This window comes from Streptomyces sp. NPDC088194, from assembly GCF_040702025.1.
In the GTDB taxonomy this organism is placed as follows: Bacteria; Actinomycetota; Actinomycetes; order Streptomycetales; family Streptomycetaceae; genus Actinacidiphila.
Genome location: NZ_JBFBIV010000025.1, coordinates 96003 through 113065 on the forward strand (window position 1 = coordinate 96003; position 17063 = coordinate 113065).

The following is a 17063-nucleotide window of genomic DNA, read 5'->3' on the forward strand; positions in this document are numbered from 1 at the left end:
TGAGAGCGCTCTCAGGGACGAAGTGAATCATCGCGCTTATGCAGCGTCAATAAAGCGGACGGTCATAACTCGACCGGCTGGGAGGCGCGAGGGAGAGGCCGCTGCGGCGGCAGTGACACCCGGCTGGGGCGGCTGGGGCAGCGGGTGAAGGAGTGGCGCCGGCACGGCGGGGGGGAGGCCGCACGGTACGGCGGCAGCGCGGCAGTTGGAGGCGTCGCCGGGCGGCGGCAACATGGCGGGCGAAGGGCCCGCGGCGCCGAACGCAACCGTCCGCCCGCGCCGAGCCCAACCGCCCATCCACGCCACACGCAACCGTCCGCCCGCGCCGAGCCCAACCGCCCATCCACGCCACGCCCAACCGTCCGCCCGCGCCACGCGCGACGGTCCGGCCGCGCGTGGGCACGGCCGGACCGGGTTGCCGGGGTCACCCGGCATCGCCTTGCGCGCGGGCGCTCAGCCGGAGCAGGTGACGACGGGCGCCGCCCAGTCCCCGTGGTCGTAGGCATTGCCGTCGCCGGCGTCGCCCACCACGAGGTCGAGGGTCTGCACGCCGGTCAGATCGGCGCTGATCTTCTGCGCCGGGTCACCGCCCTTGATGGTGCCCGTGGCCGTCAGCGTCTTGCCGTCGCCGAGCACGCTGAACGTGTCGCTGCCGGACGTCCCCGCATCGTCGTCGTTGCCGACCGTGGCGGTGAACTTCGAGCAGTTGCCGCCGAGATAGATCGTCACGTCGCTGATCGAGTTGGTGCCCAGGCCCTTCGGGTACACCGTGCCGCCGAGCGTGATCGGGGTGCCGTCACCGGCGTTGGTGCCGCCCACCGACTCGTCGCGCTCCACCGGGCCCCAACCGTTCGTGGACGAGACGAAGTCGAGGTCGCTCACGTCGTTCACCCCGGTCGGCGGCGGCGGGTTGGTGACGGCCACCTGCGCGTCCTGCCGCAGCCACTGCGCGACCTCGCCCTGCGCGAAGGTCGCGGTGGCGCTGACGGTCGCGGTCGACGCCTTGTCCGTCGGCGCCGTCAACTGCCAGACGGCGGTGGCGCTCTGCCCGGGCCGGATCGCCCCGAACACCTCCGGCTGGGCGTCGAAGGTGAACCCGGGCGCGGAGAGGGAGACGTTGACGCCCTCGGCGGTCTTCGCGCGGGCCGGCACCGACACGGTGGCGGACACCGTCAGGGTCTTGCCGCGCTGCACGCTCTTGGCCGAAGGGGTGACCGCCAGCGCCGCGGTGGCCTTGTCGCCACCGGTCTTCTGGAAGGACAGGTTGTCGAACTGGTCGGTGTCGTACGACGTGAGGCCGAGCCCGCCCTGGCCCGCGGTGTAGCTGCTGTCGTGGGCCACGCCGACCTGCTTGCCGTCCACGGACGCGGTGATCGCCGAGCCGCTGAAGGAGAGCCCGAGCCGGTGCCACTTGCCGGTGCCGAGCGGGGTCGTCGCGGACCTGCTCAGCACCGTGCGGTTGCCGTCCGCGTCGCTCTTCAGGATCGTCCAGGCACCGGTGTCGCTGATCTGGAAGTAGTAGCCCTGCTGGTGGGACTGCGGGCGGTTCTGGGTGCCCGCGCGCCCGATCAGCTCGACCGTGCCGGGCTTGGCCAGTTCGACGTCGGACTGGAGCGAGTAGTCCGTCCAGGTCGGGTCGCCGACCAGGGTGAACGCGTCCGAGTCGTCCTGCCATTCGATCGGCTTGACCGGCGCCATCTGCTGCAGGCACATCCCCCGCCGGCCGGCGGCGCACTTCTGCACCTCGAACGAACCCTGCATGTCGGAGACGTACTTCGCCTCGGTGCCCGCGACATCGTTGTCAAAGCTGTCGGAGTAAGGCAGCTTCAGCGCGTGCGCGGCCGGGGCGGTGGCGGTGCCCTTGCCCTGCCCCGTGGTCGTGGTGACCGTGTAGATGTAGCCGGGCTTCATCGTCAGCGCGTACGTGCCGTCGGCCGACGGGGTGATGTCCTGGGTGTGCACGAAGTCCGTCGCCGCGCTGGGCTGGTCGACGTCGGTGGCCCACACGTGCGCGGTGCCCGTGGACAGGCCGCCCTTGACGGTGAAGTGCGCGGTCTGCGCGGCGGTGGCGGTGGTGGTCTCCAGCACCGTCGAATAGTCCTTGCCGTTCGGCGACTTGAGCGTCACGTAGCTGCCGTTCGACTCCGAGCCGCCGAGGTAGCCCGACCCCGCGTCGATGAACTTCCAGCCGGGCTGGGCGAACTGGGTGACCTGCGCGGTGGCCCAGGTGTTCTCGCCGATGCCGTAGTTGCCCGACCAGGGCGAGCCGGCGGTGGCCAGGCCCACCGTGGAGTACGGCAGGTTGGGGTAGATCGCGGCGATCAGCGGCCAGTTGAAGTAGCTGGTCATCTTGGCGTCGACGTAGCCGCGGGTGATGGAGCGGATCAGCGCGGGCGCGCCGGTGTTCATGTCCTGCGAGCCGTTCTCGCTGGCCCACAGCGGCTTGCCGTTGTCCTTCGCGGTCTTCGTGCTGGAGCAGCTGTCGGCGGGTCCGCCGTCCCCCTGGCAGGGATAGTGGGCACCGATGATAGAGACCGCGTTGTTGAAGTCGGGGTCCTTGGCCATGTCGTCGGCGACGTCCCAGCCGCTGTCGTCGGCCACGATCTGCACCTTGGAGTAGCCGGCGTTGTCAAGGGCCTTGCGGAGCTGGACGTACCAGTCCGCGTCGTGGCCGCGCTCGTTCCAGCCGCCGAGGTACTTGATGTCCAGGCCGTGGCTCTTGGCGCAACCCAGCCACGAGATCAGGTAGTTGATGGTGTCGGTCGACCAGAAGCCGCCGTTGATCCACCCGGGCGCGGCCCACGCCAGGCCGTACAGGCCGATGTCCGGGTTGCGCTTGACCGCCTGCTCGGCGAGCCAGAACTCGTAGCCCGCGTCGCAGTTGACCGCGCCCTTGGTGTGCTCGATCGACGGCTCCGAGCCGTCCGTGGAGTTGGCGTCGCCACCGATCTCCAACTTCAGCAACTGGAGGTTCGCGCCGTAGCCCGGCTTGAACATGTAGTCGAGGATCTGCTTCTGCTGGGCGGCCGGATAGTCCGTCAGCAGGCGGGAGTTGCCACCGCCACCGCTGATCGCGCCGATCCCGTCGAACGTCCGGCCGCTCTGGCCGCCGTCCACGCTGATCGACGTGTCGGGGTCCGCGTGGGCCGGCGCCGTGCTCGCGGCCAGCAGCGCGGCCAGCAAGGCCAGCACCCACAGCGGGGTAAGTCTCCACACACGAGTCATCACTCGGGGCATGGCTGACGCCCTTCACTAGAGGAGGATGGCGCCAAGTGTCCCTACCTGTTGAATATTCGGTCAACAGCGCGAACAAAGAAACACAATCAAACATCCCCGGTGCCACCGCCCGGGTAAAAACCTCACCGGGCGAACAGGACCCGTCAAAGCCGGATGACGAGCAGGGAGATGTCGTCCTGCTGGCCGGAGGGGTCGGTCATGGCCGGGAGCAGGCCGTCGGCCAGCTCGTCCGGGGAGAGCGCGCGCAGCTCGCGGATGGCGTCGATCAGGCGGCCCACGCCCGTGTAGATGTCCTCGCCGCGCCGCTCGATCAGGCCGTCGGTGTAGAGCACCAGGGTGTCGCCCGCCCGGTACTCCGCGGTGGCCTGCGGCCGCGGCACATGCTCCAGGCGCGCCCCCAGCGGCGGGTCGGTGGCCTGGTCCAGCAGGTCGTGGCTGCCGTCGGCGTGCATGAGCACCGGCGGCGGGTGGCCGGCGTTGCTGTACATCACCAGCCGGCTGTGCGGGAAGAGCTGGCAGGTGAACGTGGTGGTGGCCATCGCGCCGTCGTGGGAGCGCGCGTACAGGCCCAGCGTCTCCAGGGCGCCGTTGGGGCCGTCGGCGACGCGGATCGCGGCGCTCAGCGCGCTGCGCAGCATCCCCATGACGCTGGCGGCGTCCACGCCGTGGCCCACCACGTCGCCGACGGACAGCGCCAGCCGCCCGTCGGGCAGGTCCACGACGTCGTACCAGTCCCCGCAGGCGTTCATGCCCTTCAGCGCCGGCAGGTAGCGCACCGCGATCTCGGGGTGCGCGGCAAGGTCGGGGGTGGCGAGCATGGCCCGCTGCAGGGCCAGCGCGACATCGCGGGTGCGCAGCGCGGACTCCTGGAGGCGGGCGTTGGCCTGCCGCAACTCCTTTGCCCTGGTGAACAGTTCCGCGCGCGGCGCCTCGACGTCGGCGGTGTCGTCCGCCCCGCCGTCGTCCACCGCGCCCTCGTCCCCCCGCTCGGAGCGGACGTACTCGGTGACGTCGTCGACCTGGTGGATGATCAGCTCCACCTGGCCGTCGGTGCCCTTCACCGGCCGGTTCACCACGTTCCACCAGCGGGGGTCGAACCGGCCGGCCCGGTCCGGCCGCGCCACCGTGAAGCGGTGCATCAGCAGCATGTTGGTGCGGCCCGAGGTGAGCGCGACCTCCAGCGACCTGCGCTGGACCTCGGCGCCGTGCGAGGCCGGGTCGCCGGGGTCGGGCGGGTACGCGTCGAAGAAGCCGGAGCCGAGCAGTTCCTCCGCTGCCCTGCCGGTGGCCGCGACGTACTCCTCGTTGACCGCGACGATCGTCAGCTGCCGGTCGAGCACGATGCAGGCCACCGGCATCGCCGCGAACAGCGCCGCGTAGTCCAGCTCGGCGCCCTCGCCGCCAGCCACCGCGACCACCCGGCCTCCCTGTCTGCACCCGTGTCGTACGCCCTGGTCCGGCCGTGCACACCAGTCAACCCCGGCGGCGCGGCCGCCTCGCTCAGGCGCACGGGCGGCTCGCCCGGACAGCGGAACGCGGCGACGCCCCCGGCACGGTTGTGACGGGGGCGTCGCCTCGGGCGGGTGCGGATCAGTGGTGGGTGCTCGCGCCGGATGTGGCGAGCAGTTCCACCTCGGACAGCGTGGTGGACGTGCCGCCGTTGTTCGCGGTCACCACCAGGCGGTAGGACGAGTAGGCGCCGGGGTGGGCGATCTCGAAGGGACGGGTCTGCAGGCGGTCGTCGAAGGTCTGGCCGCTGCGGGTGTCGACGGTCTTCCAGTGCTTCCCGCCGTCGTCGGAGCCCTGGAGCTGCCAGCTCTTCGGGTCCTGGGCGGCGGTGCTGCCGGAGGTGAGGGTGTAGAAGGTGGCCTTCTGCTCGGCCGACTTGCCGCTGCCCTGGTAGGCGTAGGTGATCTGCGGCGTCGCGGACGGGAAGGTCACCGCGGTCTTGGAGGTGTTGTCGAACAGGCCGGACACGTCGGTGCCGTCGGCCGCCGAACCGGTGCCCAGGCCCGCCCCGGTGGTGTCCGCGAGCGGCTTCGGGGTGCCGCCGGCCGGGGTCAGCGAGGTCTGGACGGCGGAGCTGCCGGTGCCCCACGTGGACGGCTTGGCGCCCATGGTGAAGTCCAGCACGGCGCCCTTGGAGAGCTGGTCCTGGGTCAGGTAGACCTTGTTGTACGGCTTGCCGTTGACCTTCAGCGACTGCACGTAGACGTTGCTGCGGCTGTTCTTCGGCGCGTTGACGGTGATGGTCTTGCCGTTGTCGAGGTGGATCGTCGCCTTGGTGAACAGCGGCGAGCCGATCTCGTAGTTTCCGCTGCCGGTCTGCAGCGGGTAGAAGCCCAGCGCGCTGAAGATCTGCCAGGTGGAGGTGGCGCCGTTGTCCTCGTCACCGGGGTAGCCCTGGCCGATCGAGCTGCCGGTGAACAGCCGCTGCTCGATCTCCCGGACCGCCGCCTGGGTCTTGGCCGGCGCGCCCGCGTAGTCGTACATGTACGGGATGCCGTAGGAGGGCTGGTTGCTCATGCCCAGCTCGCCCATGCGGACGTCGCGGGCCTCGATCATCTCGTGGATGGTGCCGCCGTACGACCCGGTGTCGCCCTGGGCGGTCTCCTGCGTGCCGAAGAACGTGTCGAGCTTCTTCTCCATGCTCTTCTGGCCGCCGTACAGCGAGGTCAGGCCGGCCGGGTCCTGCGGCACGGTGAAGGCGTAGTTCCAGCCGTTGGACTCGGTGTACTCGTAGCCCCAGGTCTTGGGGTCGTAGTCCGAGTCCGCCACCCGCCAGGAACCGTCGGCCTTGCGGCCCTCGAAGAAGCCCACGTTCTTGTTGAAGATCGTGGTGTAGTTCTGCGCGCGGGCCAGGAAGTACGCGGACTCCTCCTGGTAGCGCTCGCGGTCGGCCTTGGATGTGCCGGGGGCCTTGGCGAGCTTCGCCGCCATGGTGCCGATGCCGTAGTCGTTGACGTAGCCGTCCAGCGACCAGGAGACGCTGCCGTCCACCGAGGTGTTGGTGTAGCCGGTGAACTCGGAGGTGTCGATGCCCTTGCGGCCGGTGCCGGAGTTCGGCGAGACGGTGGTGGCGTTCTTCACCGCCGCTTCGTACGCGGCCTTGGCGTCGAAGCCGGTCACGCCCTTGGCGTAGGCGTCGGCGAAGGCGACGTCGGAGCTGGTGCCGGTCATCAGGTCGGCGTAGCCGGGCGAGGACCAGCGGGCGGTCCAGCCGCCGTCCTTGTACTGCTGCACGAAGCCGTTGGCGAGCTTGCCCGCGGTGTCGGACTCCAGCAGCGAGTAGGCCGGCCACTCGGTGCGGTAGGTGTCCCAGAAGCCGTTGTTGACGTAGACCTGGCCGGGGACGACCTTGGCGCCGGTCTGCGTCGGGGAGCTGGGGCCCTGCGGCGAGAACGAGCTGGCGTAGCTCCACACCGGGTGCGCGTTCGTCCCGGTGTTCTCCGAGGCGGAGTTCGGGTAGAGGTTCATCCGGTACAGGTCGGAGTAGAGCGTGGTCAGCTGGTCGTCGCTGGCGCCCTGCACCTCGACCTTGCCGAGCTTGGCGTTCCACGCCTGCGCGGCGCGGTCCTTCACGGAGGTGAAGGAGGTGCCCTGCGGGATCTCCTGGTCCAGGTTCTTCTTCGCCTGGTCGGCGCTGATGAACGAGGTGGCGATGCGCATGGTCACCACCTTGTTGCCGGAGGTGTCGAACTGCGCGTAGCCGGTGACGTTGTCGCGGCCCGCTCCGGTGGTCTTGGTGGCCGTGCCGGGCGTCCGGTCGAACTCGGCGTGCACGTACATCCGGCTGGCGCCGGTGGACAGCCCGCTCTTGTGGTCGGCGTAGCCGTCGAGGGTGCCCTTGGCGGCGTCGAAGGTCAGACCGCCGTTGTTGTCGATGTTGTCGAAGAGCAGGTCACCGGTGTTGCCGGGGAAGGTGAAGCGCATGATCGCCGAGTGGTCGGCGGGCGCGATCTCGGCCTTCAGGCCGTTGGTGAACGTCACGCCGTAGTAGTCGGGCTGCGCCACCTCGTCCGAGTGCTTGAAGGGCAGCGCCCGCTTGGTGCGGTCCAGGTCCGGGGTACCGGTGGCCGTGGAGGGCATCACCTGGAACAGGTCGCGGTCACCCATCCACGGGCTGGGCTCGTGGCTGATGCCGAGCGCCTGCAGCTCGGGCAGGTTGTCGGCGTTGTTCTGCGCCGCGTAGCTGTACTCCCAGCTGTCCGAACCCGCGTCGGTGACCGGGGTGTAGAAGTTGAAGCCGTTCGGCACCGCGGTCAGCGGCAGGTTGTTGCCGCGGGAGAAGGACCCGGAGGAGTTGGTGCCGCGCCGGGTGTCCACGTGGTCGACGTAGCTCTTGGAGGTGTTCGCCGCCGGGGCCGCGCCGATCGTCAGGTCGTCGATCCAGCCCTTGAACTGGGTGGCGGCGCCCTGTGCCGCGCTGCCGGCCGGGTCGTCGTAGCCGAGCAGGATGCGGTCGATCGTCTTGCCCGCGGCGACCTTGCCGACGGACGCGGCGACCGCGTTCCACTGCGAGGCGTAGAGGATCTTCGAGTCGCCCTGCGCCCGCGGGGTGAGCGCGACGCCGTTCACGTCCTGCGCGCTGCTGCGCAGCTGGCTCAGGTACGTGCCGTCGGTGAAGTGCAGGTCGATCGAGGCGTACGTGCTGGGGTACTTCAGGTCCCCGCCGGTCAGCTCCGGGAAGATGTCGTACGACAGCTGGGTGTCACGCGCGACCGGGATGTGCACGTCGTAGAGCTTGTTCCAGGCGTGCACCGCGCCGGACGCGGTGTGGGTGCCGGCGTACTCCAGCGCCTTGGCGCCGGTGAAGCCGACGTTCGGCTTGACGTCGGGACCCGAGGACGGGCCGCTGCCCACGTCGGTGGTCATGCCGGCCACCGGGGTCGGGGCGGCGGAGCCGTCGGAGAGGATGAGGTCGGCGAGCTGGGTGGAGCCGGTGTTGCCGCTGTTGGCCGTGACGTTGAGCCGGTAGTAGCGGTAGGCGCCGGGGTGGGCCACGTCGAAGATGTCCGACGAGAAGCGGTTGGCGAACTTCTGGCCGCTCTCGGTGTCCACGGTGGTCCAGGTGGAGCCGTCGGCCGAGCCCTGCAGCTCGAAGTCCTTCGGGTCGCGGTCCGGGCTGTCGTTGGCCGAGGTGAGCGCGTACTTCTTGACGGTCACGTCGCCGGACAGCTCGTACTGCAGCCAGCCGGTGGTGGCGAAGGTCAGCCACTTGGTGTTGGGGTCCTCGTCGGCGGCCTTGCCGGCCGTCTCGTCGGGCGGGTTGTCCGAACTCGCCGTGACCTTGGCGATCTTGTCCTTGATGCTGCCGGCCAGCACCGGCACGTTGCCGGCGGTCACGCCGGAGTCCCACGCCTTGCCCTTGGCGTCGGTCTCCGAGGTGCTGGTCCAGGTCGGCTGCGGCTGCCCGGACTCGAAGGACGTGGTGAAGGCCGGCGCGGGGGTGTCGCCCGCACCGTGCGAGCCGCTGCCCGCGGCGTGCGCGAGGCCGGCGGCGGGCACGGTCAGGGCCATGGACACCGCGGCTGCCAGTAGTGATCTGGCGAGGGTGCGGCGGGATCGGCCACTTCTCATGGAGGTGCTGCCTTTCTGGTTACGGCTCCAGGTACTGACCGGTGCCCCGCCCGCTTGCACGGGGGTCGCGGGCGGGCGGGGCACCGGCAGGTATGCGGCGGTCGGACGGGCGGTCAGGCGGCGGTCAGGGACGATCGGCCGCGGTCAGGCGTTGTGCCCGCTGATCGCGTACAGCGCCAGGTTCGTGTTGTCGGGAAGGGTGACGGACTGCGCGGTCTTGCCGCTGTCCAGCGGGACGGAGAGGTGCCAGAGGTTGACCGCGACGCCGTCCGGCGCGCCGCTGCTGTTGTAGCGGCTGTCGGCGTGCACGGCGATGTCCTCGCCGAGCCGCGGGGAACCGGCCGCCCAGTCCGTGGCGTTCAGCGCGACCTGCGCGCTGCTGCCGTCGGCGTAGTGCACCGTCGCGGTCGAGGTGACGTCCCCGCCGTGCGCGGAGAGCAGCACGTCGAGCCCCGAGTAGGCGCGCGGCACCAGGGAGACGGTCTGGCCGTGGGCGGTGACGAAGTTCTTCGCGGTGCCCGCGGTGTCCGGGAAGTCGTAGGCGCGGCCGGCCAGCACCCCGGTGCCGGGCGTCGGCATCTGTTCGGCCGGGTAACTGGTGCCGGTGCCGTCGAAGTCCGCGCCGGGGCCGCCCGCCGCGCTCACCCCGTCCACGTCGTACTGCCCGGACAGGTCCTGCGGGCAGTAGCCGCTGCTGCCCTGGCAACCCGCGGTCGTCACCGACACCGGTACGGTCCTGGTCGCGGTCGGCCCGCCGGCCTGCTTCACCGTGACGGTCACCGGGTAGGTGCCGTCGGGCGTGCCCGCCGGGGCGGAGACGTGCAGCGGCACCACGTGGGTGGCGGGCAGGGACTTGGACTCGACGGTGAAGGAGGTCCGCGCCGGGTCGACGCTCAGCGGTCCGGCGGAGGAGACCGCCACCGAACCGGACACCGTGCCGGGCCCGGAGAGCACCGCGGACACGTCCACCTCGGTGGCCTTGGCCCCGGCGAGGATGCCGGGCGCGGCCGGGCTCGCGGCCGCGGCGGTGTGCCGACGGTTGTCGGGCACGTGGTCGAGGGCGGGCGGCGCGGCCGACTTGGCGGTGCCCCAGGTCGAGGGCGAGGTGCCGAGGGTCAGCGCGAGGTTCTTGCCCGCCTTGATGTCGGCGGTGGTGAAGTAGGTGTCGGTGAGCGCCTTGCCGCCCAGGCGCGCGGACTGGATGTAGCGGTCGCTGTCGCTGCTGCCCGGCGCGGTGACGGTCAGCCGGCCGCTCGGGTAGTACGTCCGGTCCAGGCTGAGGTCGACCCGGCTGAACAGCGGCGTGGACACGCCCCATTCGTCGGTGCCGGGCGCCATCGGGTAGATCCCGATCGCGGACAGCACCTGCCAGGCCGACATCGTGCCGAGGTCGTCGTTGCCGGTGACCCCGTTGGGCGCGTCGGTGAACAGCGTCAGCGCGGCGTGCACCACGTCGGTGGTCTTCCACGGCTGCCCGGTGGACAGATACGTGTACGGGGCGCTGAGGTCGGGCTCGTTCTGCGGGTTGTACTTGTCCTGGTTGTAGTACGAGTAGGGGCCGTTGACCCACACGTTCCGGGCGGTGCCGGCCGGGTCCTTGAGCAACTGGTCGTAGGCGAAGAAGGAGTCCAGCCGATCGTTCCCGGCGGAGGTGCCGCCGATCTGGTCGAGCAGGCCGGGCAGGTCCTGCGGCACCAGCCACATGTACTGCCAGGACGTGCCCTCGTGGAAGCCGACGCTGGAGGCGGGGTCGGTCGGGCCGACGAACGCGCCGTCGGTGTCGCGGGCCTGGAAGAAGCCGGTGGCCGGGTTGAGGATGCTGCGGTAGTTCTGGCCGCGGGTCAGGTACGTGGCGGCGTCGGCCTTGTGGCCCAGGTCGCGCGCCATCCCGCCCAGCGCCGCGTCGGCCAGCGCGTACTCCAGCGTCGCGGACGGCCCGTGCTGGTAGTCGTCGTCACCGGGCTTGGTCTGCGGCCGGGTCGGGTCGTAGGGCACGTAGCCGTTGGCCAGGTACTCCGGGTCGGCCTGGCGGTCGGCGGACGGCGAGGAGGCGGGCGCCGCGTGGTCGACGTGCTGCTTCAGCACCCGGTACGCCTCCTCCTCGTGGCCCTTCAGCAGGCCCTGCCGGTAGGCGTCGACCAGGAACGGGGTCACCGGGTCGCCGGTCATGATGTTGGTCTCGACGGTGCCGTAGCCCCAGCGCGGCAGTTGCCCGCTCTCGTCGGCCACCCGCAGCAGCGACAGCGCCATGTCCCGGGACTCGCGCGGCGCCAGCAGCGACAGCAGTTGCTGCTGGGTGCGGTAGGTGTCCCACAGCGACCAGTTCTGGTAGTACGTGATGCCGTCCGCGGGGTGCACCTTGCCGTCCCAGCCGGTGTACCGGCCGTCCACGTCGTCGCCGACGTTCGGGGCGAGGAAGGACCGGTACAGCGACGAGTAGAAGGTGCGCTGCTGCTCGTCGGTGCCGCCGGTCACCCGTATCTGCGCGAGCCGGTCCTGCCACGCCTGCTTGGCGGCGGCACGGGTCCGGTCGAAGCTGCCGCGCCCCTCCGCGGCGAGGTTCTTCGCGGCGCCGGCCGGGCCGGTCCACGACAGCGAGGTCACGGCGGTGACGGCGCGGTCCTTGGTGGTGTCGAACCGCACGTAGGCGCCGCCGCGTCCGGTGGAGGTGGACGTGGCGCTGCCCGCGGTGACGGTGCCGCCGTTCCAGGTGCCGTAGGAGGCGAACGGCCGGTCGAAGCGGGTCTCGGTGTAGAGCGTGTACGGCTTGGTGTCCTGGCAGAAGCCGCTGCCGGTGATCGCGGTGAGCACGGTGCGGTCGTCCACGACGGTCACAGTGCTGCTGGTCACCTTGTGCAGCGCCTGGCCGCTGTCGAGCAGGACGTTGGCCTTGTCGGTCGCGGGGAAGGTGTAGCGCTGCCAGCCGGTGCGCGCGGTCGCGGTCAGCTCGGCGGTGATGCCGGTGCCGAGCTTCACCTGGTACGACCCGGGCGACGCGCTCTCGTCGTCGTGGCTGTACGGCGCCGCGTACTGCGCGTCGTCGGTGCTGGTGATGTCGCCGGTGGTGGGCAGCACCGGCAGGTCGCCGCCGAGGCCGCAGCCGACGCCGGACAGGTGCACCGAGCTGAAGCCGAGGATGTGGTCCTGGTTGTAGTCGTAGCCGGTGTTGTGGCCGGTGTCCGGGGAGAGTTGGACCATGCCGAAGGGCACGGCGGCGCCGGGGTAGGTGTTGCCGTCGTCCTGGGTCCCGATGAACGGGTTCACCAGGTGGGTCAGGTCCCCGCCCGCGCTCGCCGTGCCGGCCGAGGCGGTCTGCGCCGGCAGTGCCGCCGCGCAGGCCGCGGCGAGCGCGACCACTGCCGCGGTGGCCGCTCTTCGCAGCCGCGTCCGTCGGGTCATCGTGTACTCCACTTCGTTGACAACGTTGTCAGCTCTCCATGCAGGCCGGGCCTGGTGGAATCCGGGGCGTGGGACATGCCAAGAATGACAGGAATCCTGACGACGAAGGGCCCCGGCGTCAAGCGTTCGGCGCCTGACGGATGATCAGAAGCCGTCCGGCGCCGCCGCGTCCGTATCGATTCAAGCCTCGGCGCACCCCCGGCGGGCCGCGAAGGCTCGCCCGGCGCGACACCTGGACGGAGCTCGGATGTGCTTGTAGCCTCAAGCCGCACTCCACCATTGAAACGTTTCACACCGTCGTCCCGTCTGGAGCCGCCCCCATGCCCAACACCCCTGCGGGAGAAGGCCCCCGCCCGCCCGGACCGCAGCGCCGCACCGTCATGAAGGCCGGGCTCGGCGGCGCCGCGCTGGCCGCCGCCGGGCTCACCTTCGGCTCCGCCGGCACCGCCGCCGCGGACAGCGCCCACCGCGGCGGGGCCGGTGCCCCGGCCCCGCACGACACCGGCGACTGGCAGAAGTACGTCCAGGGCCCGTCCAGCCGGACCGTACGGCCGGTGAGCGTGCTGCGCAGCAGCGGCGCGGTCACCGACCCGCAGGCGCTGCTGGCACCGGGCGGCGGCGTCACCGTGCTGAGCCGCCCGCAGCCGGCGCAGCCGCCGCGCTGGCCGGACGGCACCACGGCGACCGCCTCGTCCTCGCACGCGCCCAACGGCGGCGACGACGGGCAGCCGCGCACCTACGACGCCGGCAACGCGATCGACGGCGACCCCGGCACCTTCTGGAACGACGACACGATCGCGGCCTACCCGGACACCCTGACCGTCACCACGGCCGCGCCGCTGTCCCTGCCGGGCATCACGCTGCTGTCCAACTCCGACGGCGTGCCGGCCGACTTCACCGTCGAGACCTGGGACGGCGCGGCCTGGCGGACCGCCGCCACCGTCACCGGCAACACGTCCGTGCGGCGGGCCGTGCCCTTCGCCGCGGCGGTCTCCACCACGCAGGTGCGGATCAACGTCACCGCCGACCAGAGCACGCCCCAGGGCGAGTTCACCCGGATCAACGAGGTGTACCCGGGGCTGCTGGCCGACGACGACATCCCGCGGGTGGTGGTCGACTTCGGCAAGGTCGTGGTGGGCTACCCGCACGTCACCTTCACCTCCGCCTCGGGCAACTCCCCCGGCGTGCGGCTGGCGTTCTCCGAGACCGTCCAGTTCCTCACCGACCGCAGCGACTTCACCCGGGCCGACCAGTCCGGGGTGCCCTCCCAGGGCACCGACCAGTTCGCGGTGCCGGCCGGCGGCGCCGACTGGAAGGACACCAAGGGCTACCAGAGCGGCACCCAGGTCTACGCCGACGGCCTGCACGGCTTCCGCTACCTGCAGATCAGCCTGGACGCGCTCGCCTCCGACGCGCCGGCCGCCCAGCCCTGGGGCGAGGTGTCGATCGACGCGGTGTGGCTGGAGTTCACCGCCTACCTCGGCACCCCGGACTCCTACACCGGCTGGTTCCTCAGCGCCGACGACGACCTCAACCGCTACTGGTACGGCGCCGCGTACACCAACGAGCTGGTCACCGACACCTTCCGGTCCGACGACATCGACCCCCGCGGCGCCGACAGCCCCTCCCTGGACGGCAAGCTGGTCCTCCAGGACGGCGCCAAGCGCGACCGGGACCCGTACGTCGGCGACCTGGCGGTGTCCGCCCGCACCCTGTACCTCACCCACGACGACGCGGCCGCGGCCGCCCGCAACGTGCTCGCCGACCTCGCCGACCACCAGCGCTCCGACGGCTGGATACCGCCGGCGTCGATCAACGGCTACACCCTGCCGCTCTTCGACTATCCGCTGTGGTGGGTGACCTGCAGCTGGGACTACGTCCTGCACACCGGCGACCGCGCCTACGCCACCGGCTACTACCCGCACCTGACGAAGGTGCTCGACTCCTGGTACCCGTCGGTGACCGACGGGGACGGCCTGCTCAGCAAGGGGCTCAACGGCACGTCGGGGTACGGCGACTACGCCTTCCTCGGCCGCACCGGCCAGATCACCTACTACAACGCCAACTACGTGCAGGCCCTCACCGACGCCGCCTCGATCGCGACGTACCTGGGCAACTCCGCCGACGCCGGCCGCTGGACGGACCGGGCGACCACCGTCGCCGCCGCCGTCAACGCCCACCTGTGGGACGCGGCAGCCGGCGCCTACCTGGACTCCTCCAGCGGCCCGGCCCGGCACGCCCAGGACGGCAACGCGATCGCGATCACCGCCGGCGTGGCCGACGCCACCCGGGCCGCGTCCGCCCTCGCCCACCTGGACGCCACGACGGTACTGCCGTACGGCAACGCCTTCATGGACAACGACACCATCTTCGACGGCGCCTCGCAGCGGGTCTACGCCTTCACCTCCTACCCGGAGCTGGTCGCCCGCTTCCGCAGCGGCCGGGAGGACTCCGCGCTGGACCAGATCCGCCGCACCTACGGCTGGATGGACACCCACGACCCGGGCATCACCAGCTGGGAGGGGATCGGCCCCGACGGCTCGCTGTACGAAGGCTCGTACACCAGCATGGCGCACGGCTGGTCGACCGGCGTGGTGCCGGCGCTCACCAACGAGTTGCTCGGCGTCCGGCCGACCGCGCCGGGCTTCACCACCTGGTCGGTGCGCCCCCGCCCCGGCTCGGTCGCCTGGGCGCGCGGCCAGGTGCCCACCCCGCGCGGCCCGCTCGGGGTGGACTGGCACCATCCCGGCCGGGGCACGTTCGCCCTGACCGTCCGGGTGCCGCGCGGCACCCGGGGCAGCGTCGCCCTGCCCACCGACGGACACCACGTCACGGTGCACGTCGACGGCAAGCTCGCGTGGAACGGAAAGAAGGCCAAGGCGTACGCCGCCCGGGCCCAGGACGGCTGCGTGCTGCTCGACGGGCTGACCGCCGGGACCCGCACGGTGTCCGTCCGCCCGGCCGGCTGAGCGGGCGCCGGGGGGGCCCCCCCCCCGCCGCCCGGCTCACTCCGGGTCGAGCGCGCCGCCCAGCTCGTCCTCGAAGACCAGGCTCATGTCGAAGCGGCACAGCGCGAGCTGCGGGTCGGCCTGGTCGAACGGCGCGTCCAGCCACTCCCCCGGCTCGGTGGGCTCGGCGGCGCACACCCACAGCGTCGAGTCGCCCTCCTCCAGCCCGAACTCCTTGTGCCGCTGGGCGATCTCGTCGGGTTCGTACTCGCCGAAGACCGCCGCGACGGCCGCGTTGACCGACTCACCGGCCTCCGCGTCGCCCTCCGCGGCCCGCCGGGCCTGGGCGAGCAGCCGCTCCGGCTCGACCACGGTGTAGTCGCGCCGGATCAGGACGCTGATCGCCTCCGGGTCCTCGGGGCCGCGGTACTCCGGCGCCCCGTCGCCCGCGGGCACCTCGAACGGGGTCACCTCGTCGTACCTGTCGTACAGCAGCTCGTCGTACGACTCGGCGGCCGAGGCCAGAGCTTCGAACGCCGCGTAGACGGACGGGTCGTCGTCCCCGGCACGGTTCTCGATCGCGTCGAGGTGGCGGTCGAGCGCGGCTTTGAGCGCTTCTACCGCGGCACGGACCTCGGCAACGGTGGGCTGCACGTCATCAGACATGGAGCAGACGCTATCCGCACAGGGGCGTTGCCCGCACAATAGATTGCGATGCCGGAATACGAATTCAGAGAGATGTACGTGCCGCGCGGTACCTCGCGCAAGGACGCGGCACGTCTGCTGACCGACGAAGCCGAGTACAGGCACTGGGAGCTGGACCGGGTGCGGTTGTACCCGGACGGCAGCCGAAGAGTGCGGTTGCGCCGCCGGATCATCCGCCAGGTGCGGGCCACGTGGTGAGAAGTCCGGGGTGTCAGGTGACGGGACCGCCCGGGTAGCCACGCCCCGTGGATCGCCGGACCTCGCGGTCTGTGGAGGGTTGCTCGCTTGGTTCTCCCCCCGCGCCCCTGTGCAACCGCGGCCCGCCGCGTGCTTGCCCCGCGCTGCCCGCGCTGCCCGCCCTGCCCGCGCTGATCAAGGGGCACGTGGGGGTGCTTCCCAGGGCCCGTCAGGCCCTGGGGGGAGAACGGGGCGAGGGACCACCCACGGACCGCGAGGTCCGGGCTCTGCTGACAGGGGCTGGGCTTGCCGTCCCCCGCTCAGCGCGCGGCGCGTCCGCGGCGGAAGAGCAGGGCGCCGCCGAGGAGCAGCGCGCCGGCCGCGCCCGCGATCATTCCCATGTCGTCCGCGCCGGTCTGGGCGAGGGTGGGGGTGGTCGCGCCGGCGGGGGTGCCGGTCTGCGACACGGGGGTGGCTCCGCCCGGGGCGCCCGGGTTCGTCGGGGTGCCCGGGTTCGTCGAGGTGCCGGGATTCCCGGGGGTACCGGAGTTGCCCGGCTTCCCCGGGTGGCTCGGCGTACCCGGGTGGCTCGGCGTACCCGGGTGACCGGGGTGGCCGGGGTGTCCCGGCTTCCCCGGGTGGCTCGGCGTACCGGGGTGGCCGGGCGTACCCGGGGTGCCCGGCGTGCCCGTACCCGTGTCGCTGTTCCCGCACTCGTTGCCGAACGCCGGGTTCAGCAGGGCCAGCACGTCGACCGTGTTGCCGCAGACGTTCACCGGCACCTGCACCGGGGCCTGGACGGTGTTGCCCGACAGCACGCCGGGCGAGCCGACCGCCGCACCGCCCGCACCCGCGTCCGCGTGGGCGAGCCCGCCGGCCGCGGCGAGCACCCCGCCCGTGGCGACCGCGGTGAGCAGGCCCTTCTTCGTGACCTGACGCATGGATTCGTTCCTACCTTCTTGCGACTCTTCACCGAGCGGTAGGGAACATCCATGCCCCGCACCCCCCGGAAATGGC

7 protein-coding genes and 1 pseudogene are annotated in these 17063 nt (G+C 71.5%); 2 read left to right on the top strand and 6 right to left on the bottom strand.

What is annotated here, in order from left to right:
* Positions 1-453: 453 nt before the first annotated feature.
* The 4 genes and pseudogenes from AB0399_RS16415 to AB0399_RS16430 all read right to left on the bottom strand — a co-directional run.
* Positions 454-3216 (bottom strand): NPCBM/NEW2 domain-containing protein, encoded by a 2763-nt coding sequence (locus AB0399_RS16415; RefSeq protein WP_366411759.1) that lies wholly within the window; start codon positions 3214-3216, stop codon positions 454-456.
* Positions 3217-3380: 164 nt separating this feature from the next.
* A complete protein-coding gene (locus AB0399_RS16420; protein WP_366411760.1) occupies positions 3381-4655 on the bottom strand; it encodes a SpoIIE family protein phosphatase in 1275 nt (424 codons plus the stop codon).
* A 172-nt stretch (positions 4656-4827) separates the two neighbouring features.
* Entirely contained in the window at positions 4828-8817 is a 3990-nt protein-coding gene (locus AB0399_RS16425) for a GH92 family glycosyl hydrolase (RefSeq protein WP_366411761.1), read from the bottom strand.
* A 1056-nt stretch (positions 8818-9873) separates the two neighbouring features.
* Positions 9874-12216 (bottom strand): annotated as a pseudogene (locus AB0399_RS16430) (GH92 family glycosyl hydrolase); the annotation flags it as partial.
* A 320-nt stretch (positions 12217-12536) separates the two neighbouring features.
* Here AB0399_RS16430 and AB0399_RS16435 point away from each other — a divergent pair.
* Positions 12537-15185 (top strand): alpha-L-rhamnosidase C-terminal domain-containing protein, encoded by a 2649-nt coding sequence (locus AB0399_RS16435; protein ID WP_366411762.1) that lies wholly within the window; start codon positions 12537-12539, stop codon positions 15183-15185.
* A gap of 36 nt (positions 15186-15221) precedes the next feature.
* Here AB0399_RS16435 and AB0399_RS16440 read toward each other — a convergent pair whose 3' ends face one another.
* A complete protein-coding gene (locus tag AB0399_RS16440; RefSeq protein WP_329371213.1) occupies positions 15222-15830 on the bottom strand; it encodes a hypothetical protein in 609 nt (202 codons plus the stop codon).
* A gap of 48 nt (positions 15831-15878) precedes the next feature.
* Between AB0399_RS16440 and AB0399_RS16445 the strand changes: the two genes are divergently transcribed.
* Positions 15879-16067, top strand: a complete 189-nt coding sequence (locus tag AB0399_RS16445) for a DUF5703 family protein (protein ID WP_328462000.1) — start codon at positions 15879-15881, stop codon at positions 16065-16067.
* A gap of 299 nt (positions 16068-16366) precedes the next feature.
* Here the strand turns inward: AB0399_RS16445 and AB0399_RS16450 are convergent, their stop codons facing one another.
* Positions 16367-16987, bottom strand: coding sequence for a chaplin (locus tag AB0399_RS16450; protein WP_366411763.1), 621 nt, complete (start codon positions 16985-16987; stop codon positions 16367-16369).
* Positions 16988-17063 lie beyond the last annotated feature (76 nt).

Excerpts from the sequence above, each read along its gene's own strand:
- AB0399_RS16440 (WP_329371213.1), bottom strand. The coding sequence starts at position 15,830 with ATGTCTGATGACGTGCAGCCCACCGTTGCCGAGGTCCGTGCCGCGGTA.
- AB0399_RS16425 (WP_366411761.1), bottom strand. The coding sequence starts at position 8,817 with ATGAGAAGTGGCCGATCCCGCCGCACCCTCGCCAGATCACTACTGGCA.
- AB0399_RS16450 (WP_366411763.1), bottom strand. The coding sequence starts at position 16,987 with ATGCGTCAGGTCACGAAGAAGGGCCTGCTCACCGCGGTCGCCACGGGC.
- AB0399_RS16445 (WP_328462000.1), top strand. The coding sequence starts at position 15,879 with ATGCCGGAATACGAATTCAGAGAGATGTACGTGCCGCGCGGTACCTCG.
- AB0399_RS16435 (WP_366411762.1), top strand. The coding sequence starts at position 12,537 with ATGCCCAACACCCCTGCGGGAGAAGGCCCCCGCCCGCCCGGACCGCAG.